15 protein-coding genes are annotated in these 19,041 nt (G+C 48.6%); 8 read left to right on the top strand and 7 right to left on the bottom strand.

Going from position 1 to position 19,041, the window contains the following annotated elements; genetic code table 11:
• Positions 1 to 7 precede the first annotated feature (7 nt).
• The gene (locus HB364_RS13235; RefSeq protein ID WP_167288445.1) at positions 8 to 1,678 is read right to left on the bottom strand and encodes a ribulokinase; all 1,671 of its coding nucleotides are present in this window, start codon (positions 1,676 to 1,678) and stop codon (positions 8 to 10) included.
• Between the two features lie 426 nt (positions 1,679 to 2,104).
• On the opposite strand from HB364_RS13235, the gene HB364_RS13230 reads away from it, so the two are divergent.
• The 7 genes from HB364_RS13230 to HB364_RS13200 all read left to right on the top strand — a co-directional run bounded on the left by HB364_RS13230 (position 2,105) and on the right by HB364_RS13200 (position 13,074).
• The gene (locus tag HB364_RS13230; protein ID WP_167288444.1) at positions 2,105 to 2,353 is read left to right on the top strand and encodes a hypothetical protein; all 249 of its coding nucleotides are present in this window, start codon (positions 2,105 to 2,107) and stop codon (positions 2,351 to 2,353) included.
• 158 nt (positions 2,354 to 2,511) lie between these two features.
• A complete protein-coding gene (locus HB364_RS13225) occupies positions 2,512 to 5,679 on the top strand; it encodes a SusC/RagA family TonB-linked outer membrane protein (RefSeq protein WP_167288443.1) in 3,168 nt (1,055 codons plus the stop codon).
• A gap of 94 nt (positions 5,680 to 5,773) precedes the next feature.
• Complete coding sequence (locus HB364_RS13220; RefSeq protein WP_167288442.1) at positions 5,774 to 7,669, top strand: RagB/SusD family nutrient uptake outer membrane protein; 1,896 nt, start codon at positions 5,774 to 5,776, stop codon at positions 7,667 to 7,669.
• A gap of 13 nt (positions 7,670 to 7,682) precedes the next feature.
• Positions 7,683 to 8,360, top strand: a complete 678-nt coding sequence (locus tag HB364_RS13215; RefSeq protein WP_246228487.1) for a DUF3823 domain-containing protein — start codon at positions 7,683 to 7,685, stop codon at positions 8,358 to 8,360.
• A 135-nt stretch (positions 8,361 to 8,495) separates the two neighbouring features.
• Positions 8,496 to 10,028 (top strand): alpha-N-arabinofuranosidase, encoded by a 1,533-nt coding sequence (locus tag HB364_RS13210; RefSeq protein WP_167288440.1) that lies wholly within the window; start codon positions 8,496 to 8,498, stop codon positions 10,026 to 10,028.
• A 21-nt stretch (positions 10,029 to 10,049) separates the two neighbouring features.
• Entirely contained in the window at positions 10,050 to 12,014 is a 1,965-nt protein-coding gene (locus tag HB364_RS13205; RefSeq protein WP_167288439.1) for an alpha-L-arabinofuranosidase C-terminal domain-containing protein, read from the top strand.
• A gap of 88 nt (positions 12,015 to 12,102) precedes the next feature.
• Complete coding sequence (locus tag HB364_RS13200) at positions 12,103 to 13,074, top strand: arabinan endo-1,5-alpha-L-arabinosidase (RefSeq protein ID WP_167288438.1); 972 nt, start codon at positions 12,103 to 12,105, stop codon at positions 13,072 to 13,074.
• A gap of 14 nt (positions 13,075 to 13,088) precedes the next feature.
• Here HB364_RS13200 and HB364_RS13195 read toward each other — a convergent pair whose 3' ends face one another.
• Positions 13,089 to 13,706 carry an NYN domain-containing protein gene (locus HB364_RS13195; protein ID WP_167288437.1) on the bottom strand — a complete coding sequence of 206 codons (618 nt, stop codon included), beginning with the start codon at positions 13,704 to 13,706 and terminating at the stop codon, positions 13,089 to 13,091.
• Between the two features lie 158 nt (positions 13,707 to 13,864).
• Positions 13,865 to 14,569, bottom strand: a complete 705-nt coding sequence (locus HB364_RS13190) for an NUDIX hydrolase (RefSeq protein WP_167288436.1) — start codon at positions 14,567 to 14,569, stop codon at positions 13,865 to 13,867.
• 104 nt (positions 14,570 to 14,673) lie between these two features.
• Between HB364_RS13190 and HB364_RS13185 the strand changes: the two genes are divergently transcribed.
• On the top strand, positions 14,674 to 15,570 hold the full coding sequence (locus HB364_RS13185; RefSeq protein ID WP_167288435.1) for a serine hydrolase: 897 nt from the start codon (positions 14,674 to 14,676) through the stop codon (positions 15,568 to 15,570).
• A gap of 59 nt (positions 15,571 to 15,629) precedes the next feature.
• Here the strand turns inward: HB364_RS13185 and HB364_RS13180 are convergent, their stop codons facing one another.
• The 4 genes from HB364_RS13180 to HB364_RS13165 all read right to left on the bottom strand — a co-directional run bounded on the left by HB364_RS13180 (position 15,630) and on the right by HB364_RS13165 (position 19,040).
• Positions 15,630 to 17,090 carry a tail fiber domain-containing protein gene (locus HB364_RS13180; protein WP_167288434.1) on the bottom strand — a complete coding sequence of 487 codons (1,461 nt, stop codon included), beginning with the start codon at positions 17,088 to 17,090 and terminating at the stop codon, positions 15,630 to 15,632.
• Positions 17,091 to 17,124: 34 nt separating this feature from the next.
• Positions 17,125 to 18,129, bottom strand: coding sequence for a T9SS type A sorting domain-containing protein (locus tag HB364_RS13175; RefSeq protein ID WP_167288433.1), 1,005 nt, complete (start codon positions 18,127 to 18,129; stop codon positions 17,125 to 17,127).
• A gap of 163 nt (positions 18,130 to 18,292) precedes the next feature.
• Complete coding sequence (locus HB364_RS13170) at positions 18,293 to 18,550, bottom strand: CBU_0592 family membrane protein (protein WP_208419948.1); 258 nt, start codon at positions 18,548 to 18,550, stop codon at positions 18,293 to 18,295.
• 10 nt (positions 18,551 to 18,560) lie between these two features.
• Positions 18,561 to 19,040, bottom strand: a complete 480-nt coding sequence (locus HB364_RS13165) for a GNAT family N-acetyltransferase (RefSeq protein WP_167288432.1) — start codon at positions 19,038 to 19,040, stop codon at positions 18,561 to 18,563.
• Position 19,041: the final 1 nt, after the last annotated feature.

Raw genomic sequence — 19,041 nt, 5'->3', positions numbered from 1 at the left:
TTAATTGCTAAATATGATCTTCTATAAAATTGCCCAGCGAATGGTACTGTTGGTAACGCTTCGCATAGAGCGCTACCTTTTGCTGGTCGGGATAGTATTCTGCATCAAATCCCTGTCCCATAGCCGCCATCGCCGCTTCTACTTTCGGATAAATACCGGCAGCAGTGGCGGCAAACATGGCGGCACCGGCAGCACAGGTTTGCTCAGAACGGTGAATGCGGATAGGCATATTCATGACATCGGCCATCATTTGCATGATGAAGGGCGACTTACGCGCTACACCGCCCAGGCCAATCAACCCTTTTACCGGTACTCCCTCCTGATTGAAACGGTCTACAATACTTTTAGCGCCAAAGCAGGTAGCTTCCACTACAGCCCTGAATACGCGGGGCGCATCGCTGCCCAGCCCCAGGTTGGTGATGGCGCCTTTTAATAACTGGTTGGCATCCGGTGTACGGCGGCCATTGAACCAATCTACTGCCAGCTCGCTATGGTCATCAAAAGGCAGTTGCTCCGCCTGCTGACTCAGGGTGGGGATGATCTTTGCCAGTGTTTCTTCTGCCACCTTCGCAGCAGTATCCTTATCTATGATAGCTGATTGGGAAAGCAATTGTTGTACAGGCCAGGCCAGCATATTCCTGAACCAGGCATAGGCATCACCAAAAGCCGACTGTCCGGCTTCCAGGCCAATCATGCCGGGGATCACGGAACCATCTACCTGTCCGCAAATACCTTTTACCAGCTTACCTTCCATATCGGCTTTGGGGGCTACCAGCATATCGCAGGTAGAAGTACCCATCACCTTGCTGAGGTGGTAAGGTTCTATCTGTCCGCCCACAGCGCCCATGTGCGCATCAAAAGCACCTACGCCTATCACCACATCGGTAGCAAGGCCCAGGCGTTCAGCCCATTCGGCAGAGAGCCTGCCGGCAGGTTTATCGGCGGTATAGGTATCTTTAAAAAGGCGGGTAGTAAATCCTTTTAGCAGCGGATCGAGGGAGGTAAAGAATTCATCCGGCGGCAGGCCTCCGAATTCGGCAGCCCACAATGATTTATGGCCGGCTGAACATACGCCCCGGCGGATGTCCGTAGCCCGGCGGCCACCGGTAAGCAGGAAAGGGATCCAGTCGCAATGCTCTACCCAGGAATAACAGGCTTTACGCACCTGTTCATCGGCCCGCAGCACATGCAGCAGCTTTGCCCAGAACCATTCTGACGAATAAATGCCTCCTACATACTGCAGGTAGTTGACGTCAAAACGTTCTGCATGGGCATTGATCTCCGCCGCTTCTTTTACCGACGTATGATCTTTCCACAGCACAAACATGGCATTGGGATTCTGTTCAAAACCCGGCAGCAGGGCCAGGGGGGTACCGCTCTCATCTACCGCTACCGGCGTGGAACCGGTGGTATCAATGGAAATGGCTTTTACCTTCGAGGCTACAGCAGCGCCGGCCAGATGCAGGCAACTCTTAATGCTCTGCTCCAGGCCTTCCACATAATCGAGCGGGTGCTGGCGGAATTGATTGGCCGCAGCCTTGCAATACAGCCCCTCTTTCCAGCGGGGATAGGGAAATACGGCAGCAGCAATCTCTTTTCCGTTGGCAGCATCTACTATAATGGAGCGTACAGAATCTGTTCCGTAATCAACTCCTATAACATATTGTTCACTTTTCATGCGGCAATTCGTGTCAAGGTAACACTTATAAATTTATGTGCAAAAGAATTAACAAAAAATGACTTTACCAAATAGCTCTGTAAGGCTTGCTTATCCACCGACCTGTGCGGCTTATCACGCTGCGATGCTTGCAGCCTCGCAGCACTATTTTGTCGCTTTCAGCGACCTTACCCGCTCTACTTACCTCTTTCAGCGATCTACCCTGTCCGGAACAGCCTACCGGCACAAATCTAATAAAGTAAACTTATTGGCAGGGTTCAAAATATGATTTACCATATACGGATAATAACCAATTCTCTATGCGCCTGCTCCTGCATTTTTCCCCGGCTTATGCCACCGGCAAAGTATGACCACTGAAAAAAATAAATGTAGTTATGACAATTATTTAAAGAATTATTATAATTTGCCATGACTTGTAACTGCTATATGAAACGAACCATCCTTTTTAACAGGGCGATCGCCCTGCCTGCTTTATGCCTCCGCCATCCCCTGTTCCGGCTGGCTCTTTCATTACAGCAATTCATTACCGGCTATTTTTTACAAAAGCTCCATTGCTATTTTACTAACACCAAGATGCACAGGGAATGCCTGATGACCACCATCCTGCATATCCCCCACCCTACCCCTAAACCTGGTGAAACCATTATTAAAATCATAGAATACGACTTATGGTGAGCTAAGCAATCACATATCATTTCATGATGTTAGTTAATGCTGCACGCCTGCAGGCATGAACAGGGGAAGCCTGCATGCATACAGGAAAGGGGATGTTTTGTGCCTGGTCAATTCATTTGTGTAACAATTCTTGCTAATAAAAAACCAAATCTGCTATTATGAGCATCACTACCTTACGATTGTGGGAGCGAGGACGGTCCGTCTCACTCCTCATTGCCTTTCTGTTGTTTGCCTCCCTCGCTGCCATGGCCCGGGATCCCCTGAAGGGAACCATCCTTGATAAAAATGGTAACCCCATTATTTCCGCCACCATCAATGTGAAAGGGAAAAAGATCAGTACCACTTCCGGCCCCGATGGCAGTTTTACCATTGAAGCGGCACCCGGCGATGTACTGGAGATCACGAGTGTTGGTTTTAAAACCCAGACACATACCATCAGTGCAGACCAGGTCATTCGCATTGTGCTGACGGAAAGCGCCAGCTCGCTCGAAGATGTGGTCGTGGTGGGCTATGGCACTTCGAAAAAAAGAGTGCTCACCGGTGCGGTCAGTGAGATCAAATCGGCCGACCTCGTGCGCACACCCGCAGTGGCCGCTACGGCCGCCCTGGTAGGCAAGTTGCCCGGTATCACTTTCCGCGCCACCGATGCCCGCCCCGGTAATGGCACCAATATTCAGATCAGGAACCTGGGCAATCCCCTGTACGTCATTGACGGCGTGCCCTACAGCAACAACGATGGTACTACTGCTTTTGGCTTTAATACCGGCGTATCGGGCACCAATATTTTTAACCAGATCGGTATGGAAGATATTGAAAGCATCTCCATCCTGAAAGATGGCGCTGCTGCCATTTATGGTTTACGGGCGGCCAATGGCGTCGTACTCGTGACTACCAAAAAGGGTAAGAAAAATGAAAGCACCAGCATCAATATCAGCGGTTATTATGGATTGCAGAATTTTACCCGCTTCCCCCAACCGGGTAATGCCGGCCAGTATGTACGGGGCCTGCTGGAAGCGGAACAAAATGCCGGTAATGATCCCAACAAACTCTATACTCCGCAGGAACTGGCCAAATGGGAAACTGGTACAGAAAAAGGGTACAAAAGTTATGATTACATGGATATCGTAACCCGTCCCAACGTACCACAATATTACCTCAATGCCAGCGCTTCCGGCGGCTCGGCCAAATCGAATTACTATTTCTCCATCGGCCACCTCAACCAGGATGCCATCCTGCGGGACTTCAACTTCAAACGCACCAATATGCAGGCCAACCTCAATGCCAGCATTGCCAAAGGTCTGCAGATAGGCACCCAGATCCGTGGCCGCATTGAATCCCGCCACAACGTGGGAGTACCCGGCCTGGATGACTACTTCAATCCGCTGCTCAGTATCTCCAGTATGTGGCCCATTGAACCGCCTTATGCCAATGACAACCCTAATTACATTAACCAGGGTCACAGCGTAAACATCAACCCCGCCACCTATAAAAATAACGTGACCGGCTATATTGATGAGGTATTCCGTTCGATGGATGTGAACCTTTCGGCACAGTACGATTTCAAGTTTGGGTTAACGGCCAAAGCTTTATTTTCCTATGGTTATACCAATGAAGATTTTGATGGATTTGAGTTTACCTACAATGCTTATACGTACAACCCGTCTACCGATGTATACGAATTAAGGACCGGCAACCAGAATCCCTGGCGCGAAAGACACAAACGCAATATCTGGTCCCGGTTTGGACAGTTCCAATTGAACTATGCCAAACAATTGGGTGATCACAGCATTACGGCCCTGGCCGCCTATGAAAGATCGGATATGGAAAACTCCTATCTCGCACTCCACTCCATTCCGCCGAATAACTATATCCCCACCATGTTCTTTGCCAACCAGGATTATCTCGGCGACGAATGGAGCACAGAAGCAAGGGCAGGTTATACCGGCAGGATCAGTTACAACTACCAGCAGAAATACATCCTCGATGCCTTCCTGCGCTATGAAGGTTCCTATCTCTATATCAAGGACAAACGCTGGGGCTTGTTTCCCGGGTTCGCCGTAGGCTGGCGCATCTCGGAAGAGTCCTTCCTCAAGAACAAACTGCCTTTCCTGAATGAACTGAAGCTCAGGGGCTCCTATGGTGAAACAGGCAGTGAAGTAGGCATCAGCGCCTTTGGTTACCTCGGTGGTTATAACTTTTCACAAGGCAGTGCCGTATTGGATGGCACCTATGTCATCGGCCTGCGGCCAAGAGGGTTGCCTATTACCAATCTTTCCTGGGTTAATAACCAGTCTACCAATATCGGTATCGACTTTATCATGTTCGACAACACCTTCTCCGGCTCATTTGATATATGGCAACGTAAACGCACAGGCCTGCCGGCCGGCCGCTACGATGTATTACTGCCCAGTGAAGTAGGTTATTCACTGCCCAATGAAAACCTCACTTCTGAAGCTAACCTTGGTATAGATGGTATGCTGACGTACAGCAAAAAGTCACGTGAAATAGATTGGTCTGTTTCCGTGAACGGCACCCTGGCACGCCGGAAAGACCTGCATTTCTATAAACCCCGCTTCGGCAATTCCTGGGACCTGTACCGCAACGCCTGGGAAGAACGCTGGGGCAATATCAACTGGGGATACCAGGTAATAGGCCGCTTCCAAAGCCAGGAAGAGATAGACAACTATACCATCAACAACGATGGCCAGGGCAACCGCTCCCAATTGCCTGGCGACTTTAAGTTCAAAGATGTGAACGGCGACGGTGTCATTAATGGCATGGATGAAAGGCCCATCGGCTATGCCGAAGGCGCGCAACCTTACCTCAGCTTCGGCTTTAATGGCAAGATCGCTTATAAAGGCTTCAGTCTCGCTGTTGATTTCGCAGGCTCTTCCATGCAAAGCTTTTTCAGGAACTGGGAACTCAGGAATCCTTTCCAGAATAATGGTAACTCACCGGAATATATGCTCACCGACCGCTGGCATCGGGAAGACCCCTATGATCCCAACAGTAAGTGGATAGCCGGCACTTATCCTGCCCTGCGCAAAGACTACAACCATGTAAACTTCTCACGCAAGAATGATTTCTGGCTTACCAATGTACGTTATATCCGGCTCAAGAATATGGAACTGGCTTACACCTTCAATCCAAAACTCACCAAACGGTTTGGTGTATCCAACCTCAGGGTATATGTAAACGGTACGAATCTCTTCTCCTTCGACAACGTGCGGGAGTTTGAGATAGACCCCGAGATCAGTTCCTCCAATGGCCTTGTATATCCTCAGCAGAAGCTGGTAAACTTTGGTTTTAATGTATCATTCAACTAATACGATCATGAAACGCCTAATTAAAAATATTGAGACACAAAGGAAATTATCAGGCGTTCCATCTGGCCTAATTAAAAAAATAAAAAAGACACAGATGAAAACAATATATAACATCCTTATTATAAGCAGCCTGCTCACCCTGATGGCCGGGTGCAGAAAAGACTGGCTGGAAAGAACGCCGCAGACCATTATTCTTGAAGAGCAGGTATGGAATGACCCCAAAATGATCCTGGGCCTGCTGGCCAACTATTATGACCGCCTGCCCACTGATATGGGCGTAGATGGCAACTGGCGTAATATGGCCGATTATGATGACGCCATGTGGAGTGGTTATACCGGTGAAGACGGCCGGAACAATATTATCTCTTATGCCTATTCACGCTGGTTTTTCTGGGATTATGGTCTTATCCGCGACATTAACCTGGCGCTGGAAAGCATCGATAAATACAGCACTAAGCTCACTGATGTGCAGAAAAAGCAATTCGCTGCTGAGTTGCGGTTCGTAAGGGCCAATGTATATTTTGAGCTGGTAAAAAGAATGGGTGGCGTACCCCTGATAACCAAGCAGCTCATTTATGATTTCAGTGGCGATCCTACTCCGCTGCAATTCCCACGGGCCAAAGAAGCAGAAGTATATGATTTCATCGCCAGTGAAATGGATGCTATTAAAGAAGACCTGCAGAATATTGCCAACGGCACCCCCAGCAATACCCGCGCCAACAAATACACGGCGCTGGCGCTCAAAAGCAGGGCCATGCTGTATGCCGGCTCCATTGCCAAGTACAACAACCTCATGGCTTCTCCCATCACCCTGCCTGGCGGCGAAGTAGGCATTCCTGCCGAAAAGGCCAATGAGTACTTTACCAAAGCGCTCGAAGCTTCCAAAGAGATCATCACCAGCGGTGCGTTTGCTTTGTACAAAGTCAATACCGGCAACCTGGGCGAGAACTTCTATGAAGCAGTAGTGAAGAAGATCGGCAACAAAGAAGCCATCTTTGTGCGTGACTTCCTGTCGGCCAAGAACAAAAGACATGGCTTCTCTTATGATAATATTCCGCTTGGTATCCGGGAAGACAACCTTTCTTCTTCCTGCATTACCCCATCCCTCAACCTGGTGGAAAGCTATGAGTACCTCGATGGTTCCAATGGCGCCCTGAAGACCCGCCTGCCGGATAATAGTGATTTCATTTATTATGACAACCTGCAGGACATCTTCGCCAACAAAGACGCTCGCCTGTACGGTACTGTTATTTATCCCGGCAGCACTTTTAAAGGTCTGCCTGTGCAGATACAGGCCGGTGTGATGAAATGGAATGGCGCTGCTTATCAAACTATTGAAGGCAGCCAACTCGGCGCTATATATGGAGGCACGGCTTACCCGGATGGCGATGGGAAATTATTGGTGGGTAGTTCCGGTCCGCACCGGTCAATCCAGGAAGTGACCAACAGTGGCTTTTATATGCGTAAGTTCCTGGATGCAGGCGCTGGCACCAGCACCCGCGGTATCCTCAGCGATATATGGTGGGTACGGTTCAGGCTGGCTGAAATATACCTGAATGCGGCAGAAGCTGCTTTTGAATTGAACCAGAAAGCGGATGCAGCCACCTGGATCAGCGCCCTGCGGGAAAGGGCCGGCTTTGGCGCCAATAGTGTTACCGATGCCACGCTCACCATGGACAGGATCAGGAATGAACGGCGCGTGGAACTGGCTTTCGAAGATCACCGCGTATGGGACCTCAAACGCTGGCGCATTGCCGACCAGGTATGGAACGGACAAACCGGTAATCCGGACAATGTAGTATATGCTTTGTATCCTTACCGCATCATCCGCCCCGGTGATGCAGCCCGCGATGGTAAATACGTTTTTGTAAAAATGGTAGCGCCACGCTTCAAAGCGCCACGCTTTTTCCAGATGGGCAACTATTATTCTGCCATTGACCAGGGCGTTCTCAACAACAATCCGAAACTTGTAAGAAATCCTTTCCACTAATAATAAGATGGTTATGAAAATAAAAGCATTCTTCTATATAACATCGGCGGCCATCATTATGCTGACTGCCTGCAAAAAAGACAACTATGCACCGCCTTCTTCCCTGCTCACCGGAAAAGTGGTTTACCAGGGGCAACCAGTAGGCGTACGCTCCAATGGTGTTCAACTGGAACTATGGCAGCGCGGTTACCAGTTGTTTACCAAAATACCGGTGTACATAGACCAGGACGGTTCCTTTTCAGCTTCGCTCTTCGACGGCAAGTATAAGCTGGTACGCTTAAAAGGTAATGGCCCCTGGGCTGATAATACAGACTCTATAGATGTAACAGTAAGCGGCAATACAGTAATAGATGTACCCGTAGATCCTTATTTCATCATTAAAAATGAGGCCTTTCAAAAGAATGGCAGCAACATAGATGCTACATTTACTGTACAGGCTGTTAATACCAGCAAATCACTGGAAGCGGTAAGGTTGTACCTTGGTCTGACGACGATCACCGATCAGAGCAACAACGCCGCCAATGCTTCGAAAGCCGCGGCCGCTATAGACATCACCCAGCCGGTAACGCTGAGCGCCGCCATACCCGCTGCAGCCACCACCAAGGGTTATGTTTTTGTAAGGCTGGGGGTAAAAACGGCAGGTGTGCAGGAACTGTATTATACAGCGCCTCAAAAGGTTTCACTGAAATAAAGTGACGAGATTAGCGTAGCAGTAGTTTTGATTATTACAAACAAGCCTGCTGTTTCTACGGCAGGCTTATTATATTTGAATAACCGTACCTATTACACTTAATCAATGTTGATGCAATTAATAAAATACAGGATTATGAAACGATTGTTTTTCCTTCCTTTGGTACTATCCGGTGGACTTACTGCTTTTGCGCAGAATGAGATCACTGTCAATGCCGATGCGGCCAAACTCACTATCAGCAAACAGATCTACGGTCATTTTGCCGAACACCTGGGTCGCTGTGTATATGGCGGTTTTTATGTGGGCGAAAACAGTAAGATACCCAACACGGCCGGCGTACGTAATGATGTAGTAGCAGCCTTAAAGAAATTAAAGATCGCCAACCTGCGCTGGCCGGGCGGTTGTTTTGCCGATACCTATCACTGGAAAGATGGCATTGGACCTAAAGACAAACGCCCTTCCATCGTGAATACCTGGTGGGGCGGCGTTACCGAAAACAATAGCTTCGGTACCCATGACTTTCTCAATATGTGCGAGCTCATCGGCACAGATCCTTACCTCGCCGGCAATGTAGGCAGCGGTACCGTACAGGAACTGACCGACTGGGTACAGTATGTAAACTTTGCGGGAGAAAGTCCCATGTCGAACCTGCGCAAACAAAATGGCCGTGAAAAACCCTGGAATGTAAAATACTGGGGCGTAGGCAATGAAGCCTGGGGCTGCGGCGGCAATATGCGTCCAGAATATTATGCAGACATCTATCGCAAATATGCCACTTTCATGACCGGCTGGACGGAAGGCGGTATCTTCCGCATTGCTTCCGGCGCCAGCTCCGACGATTATAACTGGACAGAAGTGCTGATGAAGAATATTCCCCGCAACATGGTGGCTGGCCTGGCCCTCCACCACTATTCTGTTATAGAATGGAGCCGCAAGGGACCTGCTACCGGCTTTACAGAAGAGCAATATTTCACTACCATGCAGCGCGCCCTGCAGATGGATTCGCTGGTGATCAAACACTCCGCCATCATGGACAAATATGATCCCAATAAGCGCGTGGCGCTCGTGGTGGATGAATGGGGCGGCTGGTATGATGTGGAACCCGGCACCAACCCTGGTTTCCTGTACCAGCAAAATACCATGCGCGATGCGATGATTGCCGGCGTGACCCTCAACATTTTCCACAACCATTGCGACCGTGTGCGCATGGCCAACCTGGCGCAAACGATCAATGTACTGCAGGCTGTGCTGCTCACCAATGAAGAAAAAATGATCCTCACGCCTACCTACCACGTGATGGAAATGTACAATGTGCACCAGGATGCCAAACTGCTGCCCATCGCCATCAAAACAAAAGACTACATGCTGGGTAATAAGAAACTGCCGGCCGTTTCTTGCTCCGCTTCCAAAGATTCATTGGGCGCCACCCATATATCACTGGTAAACATTGACGCCAAGAACGCGCAGGAGATTACCCTGAACCTGAAAGGCGGCAAATACAGCGGTGTTACCGGCAGGATATTGGCTTCCGGAAAGATACAGGATCACAATACCTTTGAAAATCCTGAGCAGGTAAAACCGGCAGCTTTCAGCGGCGCCTCCCTCAAAGGAAGCACCCTCTCTGTAAAGCTGCCACCCTGTTCTGTAGTAGTGCTGGAATTAAAATAAACAATGATCACAACACAGTATATGAAAACAATCACCGCCTGGCTCACAGGCGCCTGTCTTAGCGCCGGCACCCTTACTGCCCAAACAACGCAGGTATTTACCGTCAAAGCCAACCAGCTCAAAACGCCCGTGCAGAAGACCATGTGGGGCATCTTTTTCGAAGACATCAACTTTGGCGCTGATGGCGGCATTTATGCCGAACTGGTAAAGAACAGGTCATTTGAATTTGCCACCCCGCTCATGGGATGGAAAGAACAAAAGCAGAACAATGCCAACGGTTCCATCCTCATCATTAACCGTGGTGAGCAAGTACCTAACCCACGCTTTGCCCGTTTTACCGTACGCTCAGCTTCGGGTTATGGCATCAGCAATGAAGGTTTCCGCGGCATGGGCATTACCGCCAATAACCAATACGACCTCTCCCTGCTGGCCCGTGTGCCTGAAGGCAATGTTCAACTGCGAATAGAACTGGTGAATGCCGCCAATGAGAAGATCGGTGAGACCAGTCTTACGCTGAGCGGCAAGGATTGGAAAAAATATACAGCCTCCATCACCGCAAAGGCCACTGAGGCCAAAGCCAAACTCAATATCTGGTTTGAAGGCACCGGCGTGGTAGATGCAGATATGATCTCCCTGTTTCCCAAAAATACCTGGAAGAACAGACCGGGCGGCCTTCGTGCCGACCTGGTGCAGTTACTGGCAGATATGAAACCCGGCTTCCTGCGTTTTCCCGGCGGCTGTATTGTAGAAGGCAAGGAACTGACTAACCGCTATCAATGGAAGAAAACGGTGGGCGCCATTAATGAGCGTGAGGTGATCGTGAATCGTTGGAATACGGAATTCCGTCACAAGCTTACTCCTGATTATTATCAATCCTTCGGTCTTGGTTTTTATGAGTACTTCCTGTTGTCTGAAGACATTGGCGCAGAGCCGCTGCCCATCCTTAACTGCGGCATGGCCTGCCAGTTCAATACAGCCGAAGTAGTACCCACTGAAGAACTGGACCCCTATATACAGGATGCGCTGGACCTGATAGAATTTGCCAATGGCCCTGCAGATAGTAAATGGGGTAAACTACGCGCACAGATGGGACACCCCGCTCCTTTCAACCTCAAGCTGATGGGCGTAGGCAATGAACAATGGGGCGAGCAATACATAGAACGTTACAAGCTGTTTGCCAAAGCCATCAAGGAAAAATATCCTGCCGTTCAACTCGTGAGCAGTGTAGGCCCCAATCCGGACGGTCCCCTTTTTGATTACCTCAATCCTACTCTCCGTGGACTGAAAGCGGACCTACTGGATGAACACTATTACCGGTCGCCAGACTGGTTCCTGAAAAATGCCAAACGCTATGATGACTATGACCGTAATGGCCCGAAGATCTTTGCCGGTGAATATGCCTCTCACAGCAAAGGGGTTGGTAATTCAGAGAACATCAACAACTGGCAATCCGCTTTATCAGAAGCAGCTTTTATGACCGGCCTGGAGCGCAATGCCGATGTAGTGCACATGGCGTCCTATGCACCCCTCTTTGCCCATGCAGAAGGATGGCAGTGGACACCCGACCTGATCTGGTTCAATAGCCTGCAGGCTTACGGCACACCCAACTACTATGTACAAAAGCTGTATTCTCTTAACAAGGGAACCCATGTAGTGCCTATGACCCTGAATAATGAGATCGCCGCGGGGCAAAATGGCCTGTATGCCAATGCCTGCATTGATAGCGTGGCCAAAGAAGTGATCATTAAAATAGTAAACACCGGCGCTACACCGCAAACCAGTGAAGTAGCTATTGAAGGGGTGAAGAAACTGGCCGCCAACGCCACTGCGGAGGTATTGAAAAACGGCGACCTGCAGCAGGCCAACACATTTGCACAGCCTGCCGGTATCAGCCCGCAACAGGAAACCATTAAACTGAAAGGAAAGAAAGTGCCGGTAACGTTGGCGCCATATTCCTTCCAGGTGATTAAGGTAAAGATGTTGTAAAAAGTGAGTTGTGAGTGGTGAATGGTGAGTTGCAAGCGCACTCCGGTCATCACTCACAACTGACTACTCACCACTCACAACCCTTCCTATGCGCCCGCCTGCTTTGTTCTTCCTGGTATTGCTGTTTATAACTACACACACATCCGCCCAAACCAACATCCCTGTTCATGATCCCGTCATGATCAAACAGGACAGCGTTTACTACCTCTTCTGTACAGGGCGGGGCATCTCTGTATGGTCATCGAAGGACAGGAAAACATGGCAACGGGAAAAGCCCGTATTCGATACCCTACCCTGGGGCGTGAAGGCGGTGAAGGGTTTCAGGAACCATATCTGGGCGCCGGACATTTCCTACCATAATGGCCTGTATTACCTCTTCTATTCTGTATCTGCCTTTGGCAAAAACACCTCCTGCATTGGCATGGCCACTAATACCACCCTCCATCCTGCAGACCCCGCTTTCAAATGGATTGACCACGGTAAAGTGATTGAATCTGTTCCCGGCAGGGATATGTGGAATGCCATTGATCCCAATATTATATGGGATGAGCAGGGCCAGCCCTGGATGGCTTTCGGCTCCTTCTGGAACGGACTGAAGCTGGTGAAGCTGAATGCTACCCTTACGGCCATTGATACGCCCCAGCAATGGCATTCCATTGCCAGCCGCAAACTAAACTATTATGCGCCTGATTCATCTGCGGGCGATGGGGCTATTGAAGCGCCTTTCATTATAAAAAAAGGGAATTACTACTATCTCTTTGCCTCCGTTGATTACTGTTGTAAAGGGGAACAAAGCACCTATAAAATGATCGTAGGCCGTGCGGAACAGCTTACGGGTCCTTATACCGACCAGGCAGGGATCCCCCTCCTGAAAAGCGGTGGAACCATTTTGTTGCAGGGCGATAAGGACTGGCATGGCGTGGGCCATAATGCCGTATGCACCTTTGATGGGGTCGACTACCTCATATTTCATGGTTATGACGCCAAAGACCGTGGCCGCTCAAAACTGCGCATCGAACCACTTACCTGGAACAATGGCTGGCCGGAAGTGACGCATTAACGAAGCGACTGTATTCACCACTCAACCGGCTTTATTATTTTATACCCATCAGTCTTTTCAATTTCATGAGGCAACTGATGGGAAGTAAGTTTCTTCCTACCTAAGATCATTGAACCCTTAGCTACGACAGCAACAGAATTATTATGACGTGAAGGAGGGAAAAAAACCGAAACCGCCTTGGATGGGAAGTTATTATGAACAGATTTTATGGGAGGAACTAAATCACTATCACCAGAAATAAGAATAGCAGTATCGTATTTGTCTTGGAAAGCATCAATTAGCAAATGTGTCGCAATATTTACATCAGTCATCTTTTCATTTGAAATCTGCCATACATGCCCACAGTTGTTACATTCAATGTCTTTGGCCTTGTAAAGACCGTAAATAATTTTCACACCTGTCGATTCTATAGCTTCCAGATAAAGAGTTTGACGTCGTTGTTTACCTGGATCGTTTGTTACCCGGCTCGTAAAGTACTTAATTCCGGCAAGTTGTTGGTTAGCAGAAAGGCTACTCTTAATCAACATATTAATATCCAGCCACTTGCAATAAGCATAACCGCCGTCTACCATACCAAAATAGAGGTTAAAGCCATCTACGTAAGCTATCACCCTGTTAATTTTCAGGTTCATTATTTGTTCTTTTCCAATTTACATATACATTTGCATTGTACACCCCCATAGATAGTATCTATGGGCCGACGCTCCCCTAAGGAGCGTTTACTTTTTATACACGCTCTCTGTAAATGTTTGGTTGGAAAATCACAAATGCATAATTCCTGCCATCCGACCTATATCAGATTATGCGCGTTCGGAATAATATTCAGGAAGTTATGGAACTTGGAGTTATACTTACGTTTGTCCAGCTTATAATAAAACGCGCCACGCTTGGAACTTTCCTTCTCCTTCTCTTTCTGCTTCACCAGTAAGCCGGTAGACAATACCTTACGGCTGAAGTTCCGCTTGTCTATCTCCGCATCATAAATGCCTTCATACAGGGTTTGCAACTGGGGAAGGGTAAACTTATCGGGCAACAGCTCAAAAAGGATGGGGTGCAGCGCCGCCTTATACTGAAGCCGGTCCTTGGCCAGTTCAATCATATCCTCATGGTCAAAGATCAAACGGGGATGCTTACGGATGGGGAACCATTCGGCATGGTATTCATCATTGATCTGCTGCTGGTACTTCCGGATATCAATCAGGCTGAAGTAAGTAATAGAGGCAGTACGCTCCATCGGGTCGCGGTTGGGATCGCCGAAGGCGTGCAACTGTTCCATATAAACGCCGCTAAGCCCTGTCAGCTCTTTCAATACACGGGCTGCCGCTTCTTCAAAACTTTCCGTTGGCTTTACAAAGCCCCCCATCAGGCTCCATTTTCCCCTTTCCGGTTCAAAGCCACGCTGTATTAATAACAGTTTCAGTTCTTGTCCGTCAAAGCCAAAAATGATGCAATCCACGGCCACAAGCAATCGGGTTTGTTGAGAGTAACGTTTCATGTGCAGTTAAATATTGATAAAAATAATAAAGATTACAGTCTGACAAAGTTTTTATATACCAGCATAGCCCATTTTCCCTATTTTAGTTCATTAACCGCAATCGTATGCTTTACCGATTATCCCCGGCTTTACTTATATTGATCACTTTTATCCTGGCCTCCTGTCAATCAACCATGACACCCGCACAATTAAAGCAAGCGATTACCAGTACCCTGGCCCAAAGTGAAGGGCAGTATGCAGTAGCTTTCAAGGACCTGGGTCCGGGCACTGCGCTGGAGGTCAATGGTGACACATCGTTCCATGCCGCCAGTACCATGAAGACGCCTATACTCATAGAAGTGTACAAGCAGGCTGCAGCCGGTAAGTTGTCCCTGTCCGACTCTATATTGGTCAAAAATGAATTCCACAGCATCGTAGACAGCAGCACCTACAGCCTTAACCCGGAAGACGACAGTGAGAAGGACCTGTACACCCGCATCGGCACCAAAAGAACCTTGTACGAGCTGGTCTATGACATGATCATCATGAGCAGCAACCTGGCCACCAACATCGTGATAGAATATGTAGACGCCAAAAAAGTAACCCAAACCATGCGCGACCTGGGCGCCAGGGATATACAGGTATTAAGGGGTGTGGAAGACAGCAAGGCGTATCAAAAGAAGCTGAACAATACCAGCACAGCCCATGACCTGATGGTGATCTTCGACAAGATAGCCACCGGGCAGGCCGTTGATTCCGCCGCTGACCAGGCCATGATCAACATACTGCTGGACCAAAAATTCAATGAGATCATTCCCGCCAAACTACCTAAAGACGTTAAAGTAGCCCACAAAACCGGCAATATTACCGGCGTACAGCATGATTCCGGTATTGTATTCCTGCCCGACGGACGGAAATATGTACTGGTTATATTATCAAAAGGCATTAAGGATGAAAAGGCCGCTATAGAAAACATGGCGCGGGTATCGGAAATGATCTATCAATACGTGATTAGCCAATAAAAAAGACCGGTATTAACCGGCCTGCTAAGTTGAATGTTGTAGGGAACATCCAATATGCCTTAGCGCTGTTTCATTAATGCTTCCTTCCATTGTCGTAGTTCCTGCACCTCTTTTTTCAACTGCTCAATCAACGCCTGCTGCTCCTGCACGGCTTTTACCAGCGGCACTACAAATTCGGCATACTCCAGGCTGTAATGATCCTTTTTGCTTGCTGGTTTATGCACGCCGCTGAAGTCATATTGCACAGCCGCAGCCGCTGCTTCCACCTGCTGGGCACTGAAGCCGGAATACAGGATGGCTTCTTTACGACGTACTTCGCTATCTGCTGAGCCAGCCAGTGAAGCCTCCTGTTTGTTGATGCCCAGGAAGCTGTTCAGCTTACGCACATCAATATGATAAGTGATCGGCTCCAGCCGCATAATAAAATCAAGTCCATGTACCTGCGGCTGAATATCGGTTTTAAAGCGTACATCACTCAATACACTCCAGCCAACAGCACCACCAATCTGGGTCACATTGGCATCTCCGATACGCACCATATTGCTGCCCGTAACCACCGCATCGTATCCTATAGCAGTGGCATTTGTGTAAGTGGGATCTGACAGCCTCGCGTTGTACCCCAGCGCCGTATTCATGCTGCCGGTAGCTTCATATAAAGCCTTCCGGCCTACCGCCGTATTATAGCTACCGCTTACATTTTCCTGCAATGCTTCCGCACCTACAGCAGTATTCTCACCGCCACCAACAGTAGAAGACATGGCGCCGGCTCCGACTGCCGTATTGTAATTGGCGTTGTCATTGAGAAACAGTGCTGATTTTCCCACCGCCACATTACTATGGCCAACATTATTCATAGCTAACGCATTGCCGCCAAATGCGGTATTATTGCTACCACTCGTATTATAGCGCAAGGCATTATGCCCACCCGCCGCATTCTCCAGGCCTGTTGTGTTAGACGTTAAAGCGAAAGAGCCAATGCCCATGTTAAAAAATCCGCTGGTATTTACCTGTAAAACGGCATGCCCTATAGCTACGTTATAGTTAGCCGTATTTACAGACAATGCATTATAACCAAAAGCTGTACAATGGCTTCCCGTGTTACTTTTACCTGCCTGGTAACCCAGTATGGTTCCATAATATGGATCATAACTAAGTATGCCAGACGGTTGATTATTTACCCTTATCCGCAAAGGTGAAGCATCGGTAGTACCCAGGAAAGAAGTAGACACACTGCTATTCCCGGTCAGCGCCCAGCCGCCGCCGCTCCCGGCCAGCGCTTGCCAGGCGCTGCCATTGTAGAAATAATAACCAGGTGTATTATCTGTCTGGTAGATCAGCAACCCGGTAGCCGGTGAAGCCGGCCGGTTGGCCAATGTAACACGTGGCGGCAGTAATCCTTTATTGATAGCAGTAATATCAAGCTGTGCGCTGGCATGGGGCGTGGCCGTACCAATACCTACCTGTGCCAGCAGTGAAGTGGGCAACATGCCTATACAGGCATAAACAATGGCTCTTTTCATACAATGGATTTGAATATTCAGGGGTTAGTAATAATTATTGCTTCATGACCGGGTACCACAGCACCCTGCCATTGGCCAGCGTCAGCCGTAGGCGGTAATAACCAGGTAATAATACCTGTGTGTCAAAAGAATAAAAGGACACATTACCCGGCGCAACGCTATGTACCAGCTTTCCGGCAGCATCGTACACCTGTATCCTACTTATACCTGCCACAGAAGATTGCAGGGTCAGCTTGTCTTTTACCGGGTTGGGATAAACCGTTACCTGCCCATCCTTGATGGCAGGCACCATGGTCATGCGCATACCGCCGGTATTACCATTACCATATACCAGCTTAATGCGGTAAAAACTTTGTGCATCCGGCGCCTGATCGTCCTCTATGCTATAAGTATGATGACCCGGTGTTGTAATGGCAGGTACAGGCTCACCAACCGGCTGCCAATCGGCACCAGTGCTGCTTCTTTCCACTATAAAATGATCGCCTGGCTCTGCGTCATAAGCACTCCATTGCACAATAGCCTTGCCATCCTTGCGGAAAGCCCTGACAGCACCCCATTCCAGAGGCAGTACAGTAAGCTCATCGGTTAAAGTGAGTTCATTCAGTGCATAATTATTCACCAACGTATTCACCAGGTTACTGCCGGTATTCCTCGACAGGTTGCTAGTAAAAGCGCGCCATTTGACGCCAGTATGTAGCTGTAATATCAGCGTGGTTTCGGATAGTCCATTCAATTCCGCATCGGCATAATAAAAACCAACAGTGCCATTAAAGGCACTCAGTGTATTATCCCATTTATATACGCTGGAAATATAAATACCATCCATGGCGCCGTTGGTAAGCGTAGTGTTTTTATTCAGCGCATTGGGAGCATCAATAGAAAAACCGGCAGCAGGCGTTAATACCAGCCCATTCATCGAAACCGGTGTCCCGGCAAGAATAGTCAAAGAGGTAGTACCGTTTAGGGTAAGAGAAGGCTGGGCTGCAACGGAAATAGCACACAGCAGGCCTGCTACCGGCAAGAGAAATGGTTTCATCATAGAACGTTGGATTCAAATAGCCATGAATTAGGAAAACAGGTAATTCCTGTATTCATCTAAAATAACTATTAAAGCCTGGCCGTAGAAGCCAACATGCATGAAACAGCGAAACGGCTGCATCAACATCACGGAGGCGTCAGGGAATTGTTGGGCCTGTCTGTGCTCAGGCCTCTTTTGCAGCATTCTTCTGCCACCTCTTGTGACGGATGATCGTTACCACGGGAATAAATACCCAGATGATATTCACCGCCATGGAAGGATAAGCATGGTGATAGGCAGTATTGATGATCAGCAGGGCGCTACCCAATATATTCAGCAGGTAATAGGTCAGGGAATCAGCACGCAGCTTTTTATTCATATTCAGGGCGTAGGCTATCAGCACCAACAAAGAACCTGCCCAGCCAAGGATTTCAATCAGCATAATCATTGTATTAAAACAGGTACGACATCATGACTTCATCCAGAAAGCGGTTGTCACTTTTAAGCCAGGTATAATTCCGCAACACACCCTCCCGCTGAAAACCGGCTTTTTCATACAACCGTATGGCCTGTTCATTGACCGTAGCCGTACTTAGTTCTATCCGTAAGAATCCTTGTTGGCGGCACAGCTCAATAATCTCCTGTAGCATGGCCGTTCCACGACCAGCACCGGCTTTATCCGGATCAATAGCCAGTCCGCCCAGGTATACAATATGGGAGGTGCGGTACGTGAGGGGCAATAGCTTAAACATACCCACTGGGACCCCGCCGCTTTCATATACATAAATGATCTGCTTCTGCAGCAGATCCGCAAAGATGGGCTCAAATGAAGCCTCATCCATCACCTCATACAACAGGTAAGGATTCGTGGCCGGATGCATATACAAGGCATATATAAAAGCAAAATCCTCCCGGAGCATAGCCCTTGTCATC

It is taken from the genome of Paraflavitalea devenefica, from assembly GCF_011759375.1.
In the GTDB taxonomy this organism is placed as follows: domain Bacteria; phylum Bacteroidota; class Bacteroidia; order Chitinophagales; family Chitinophagaceae; genus Paraflavitalea; species Paraflavitalea devenefica.
The sequence above is the reverse complement of the archived record's forward strand: the minus strand, read 5'-3'. Positions and strand labels throughout refer to the sequence as shown.

Excerpts from the sequence above, each read along its gene's own strand:
- HB364_RS13200 (WP_167288438.1), top strand. The coding sequence starts at position 12,103 with ATGCGCCCGCCTGCTTTGTTCTTCCTGGTATTGCTGTTTATAACTACA.
- HB364_RS13195 (WP_167288437.1), bottom strand. The coding sequence starts at position 13,706 with ATGAACCTGAAAATTAACAGGGTGATAGCTTACGTAGATGGCTTTAAC.
- HB364_RS13185 (WP_167288435.1), top strand. The coding sequence starts at position 14,674 with ATGCTTTACCGATTATCCCCGGCTTTACTTATATTGATCACTTTTATC.
- HB364_RS13190 (WP_167288436.1), bottom strand. The coding sequence starts at position 14,569 with ATGAAACGTTACTCTCAACAAACCCGATTGCTTGTGGCCGTGGATTGC.
- HB364_RS13180 (WP_167288434.1), bottom strand. The coding sequence starts at position 17,090 with ATGAAAAGAGCCATTGTTTATGCCTGTATAGGCATGTTGCCCACTTCA.
- HB364_RS13165 (WP_167288432.1), bottom strand. The coding sequence starts at position 19,040 with ATGACAAGGGCTATGCTCCGGGAGGATTTTGCTTTTATATATGCCTTG.
- HB364_RS13210 (WP_167288440.1), top strand. The coding sequence starts at position 8,496 with ATGAAACGATTGTTTTTCCTTCCTTTGGTACTATCCGGTGGACTTACT.
- HB364_RS13175 (WP_167288433.1), bottom strand. The coding sequence starts at position 18,129 with ATGATGAAACCATTTCTCTTGCCGGTAGCAGGCCTGCTGTGTGCTATT.
- HB364_RS13215 (WP_246228487.1), top strand. The coding sequence starts at position 7,683 with ATGAAAATAAAAGCATTCTTCTATATAACATCGGCGGCCATCATTATG.
- HB364_RS13220 (WP_167288442.1), top strand. The coding sequence starts at position 5,774 with ATGAAAACAATATATAACATCCTTATTATAAGCAGCCTGCTCACCCTG.
- HB364_RS13205 (WP_167288439.1), top strand. The coding sequence starts at position 10,050 with ATGAAAACAATCACCGCCTGGCTCACAGGCGCCTGTCTTAGCGCCGGC.
- HB364_RS13225 (WP_167288443.1), top strand. The coding sequence starts at position 2,512 with ATGAGCATCACTACCTTACGATTGTGGGAGCGAGGACGGTCCGTCTCA.
- HB364_RS13235 (WP_167288445.1), bottom strand. The coding sequence starts at position 1,678 with ATGAAAAGTGAACAATATGTTATAGGAGTTGATTACGGAACAGATTCT.
- HB364_RS13230 (WP_167288444.1), top strand. The coding sequence starts at position 2,105 with ATGAAACGAACCATCCTTTTTAACAGGGCGATCGCCCTGCCTGCTTTA.
- HB364_RS13170 (WP_208419948.1), bottom strand. The coding sequence starts at position 18,550 with ATGCTGATTGAAATCCTTGGCTGGGCAGGTTCTTTGTTGGTGCTGATA.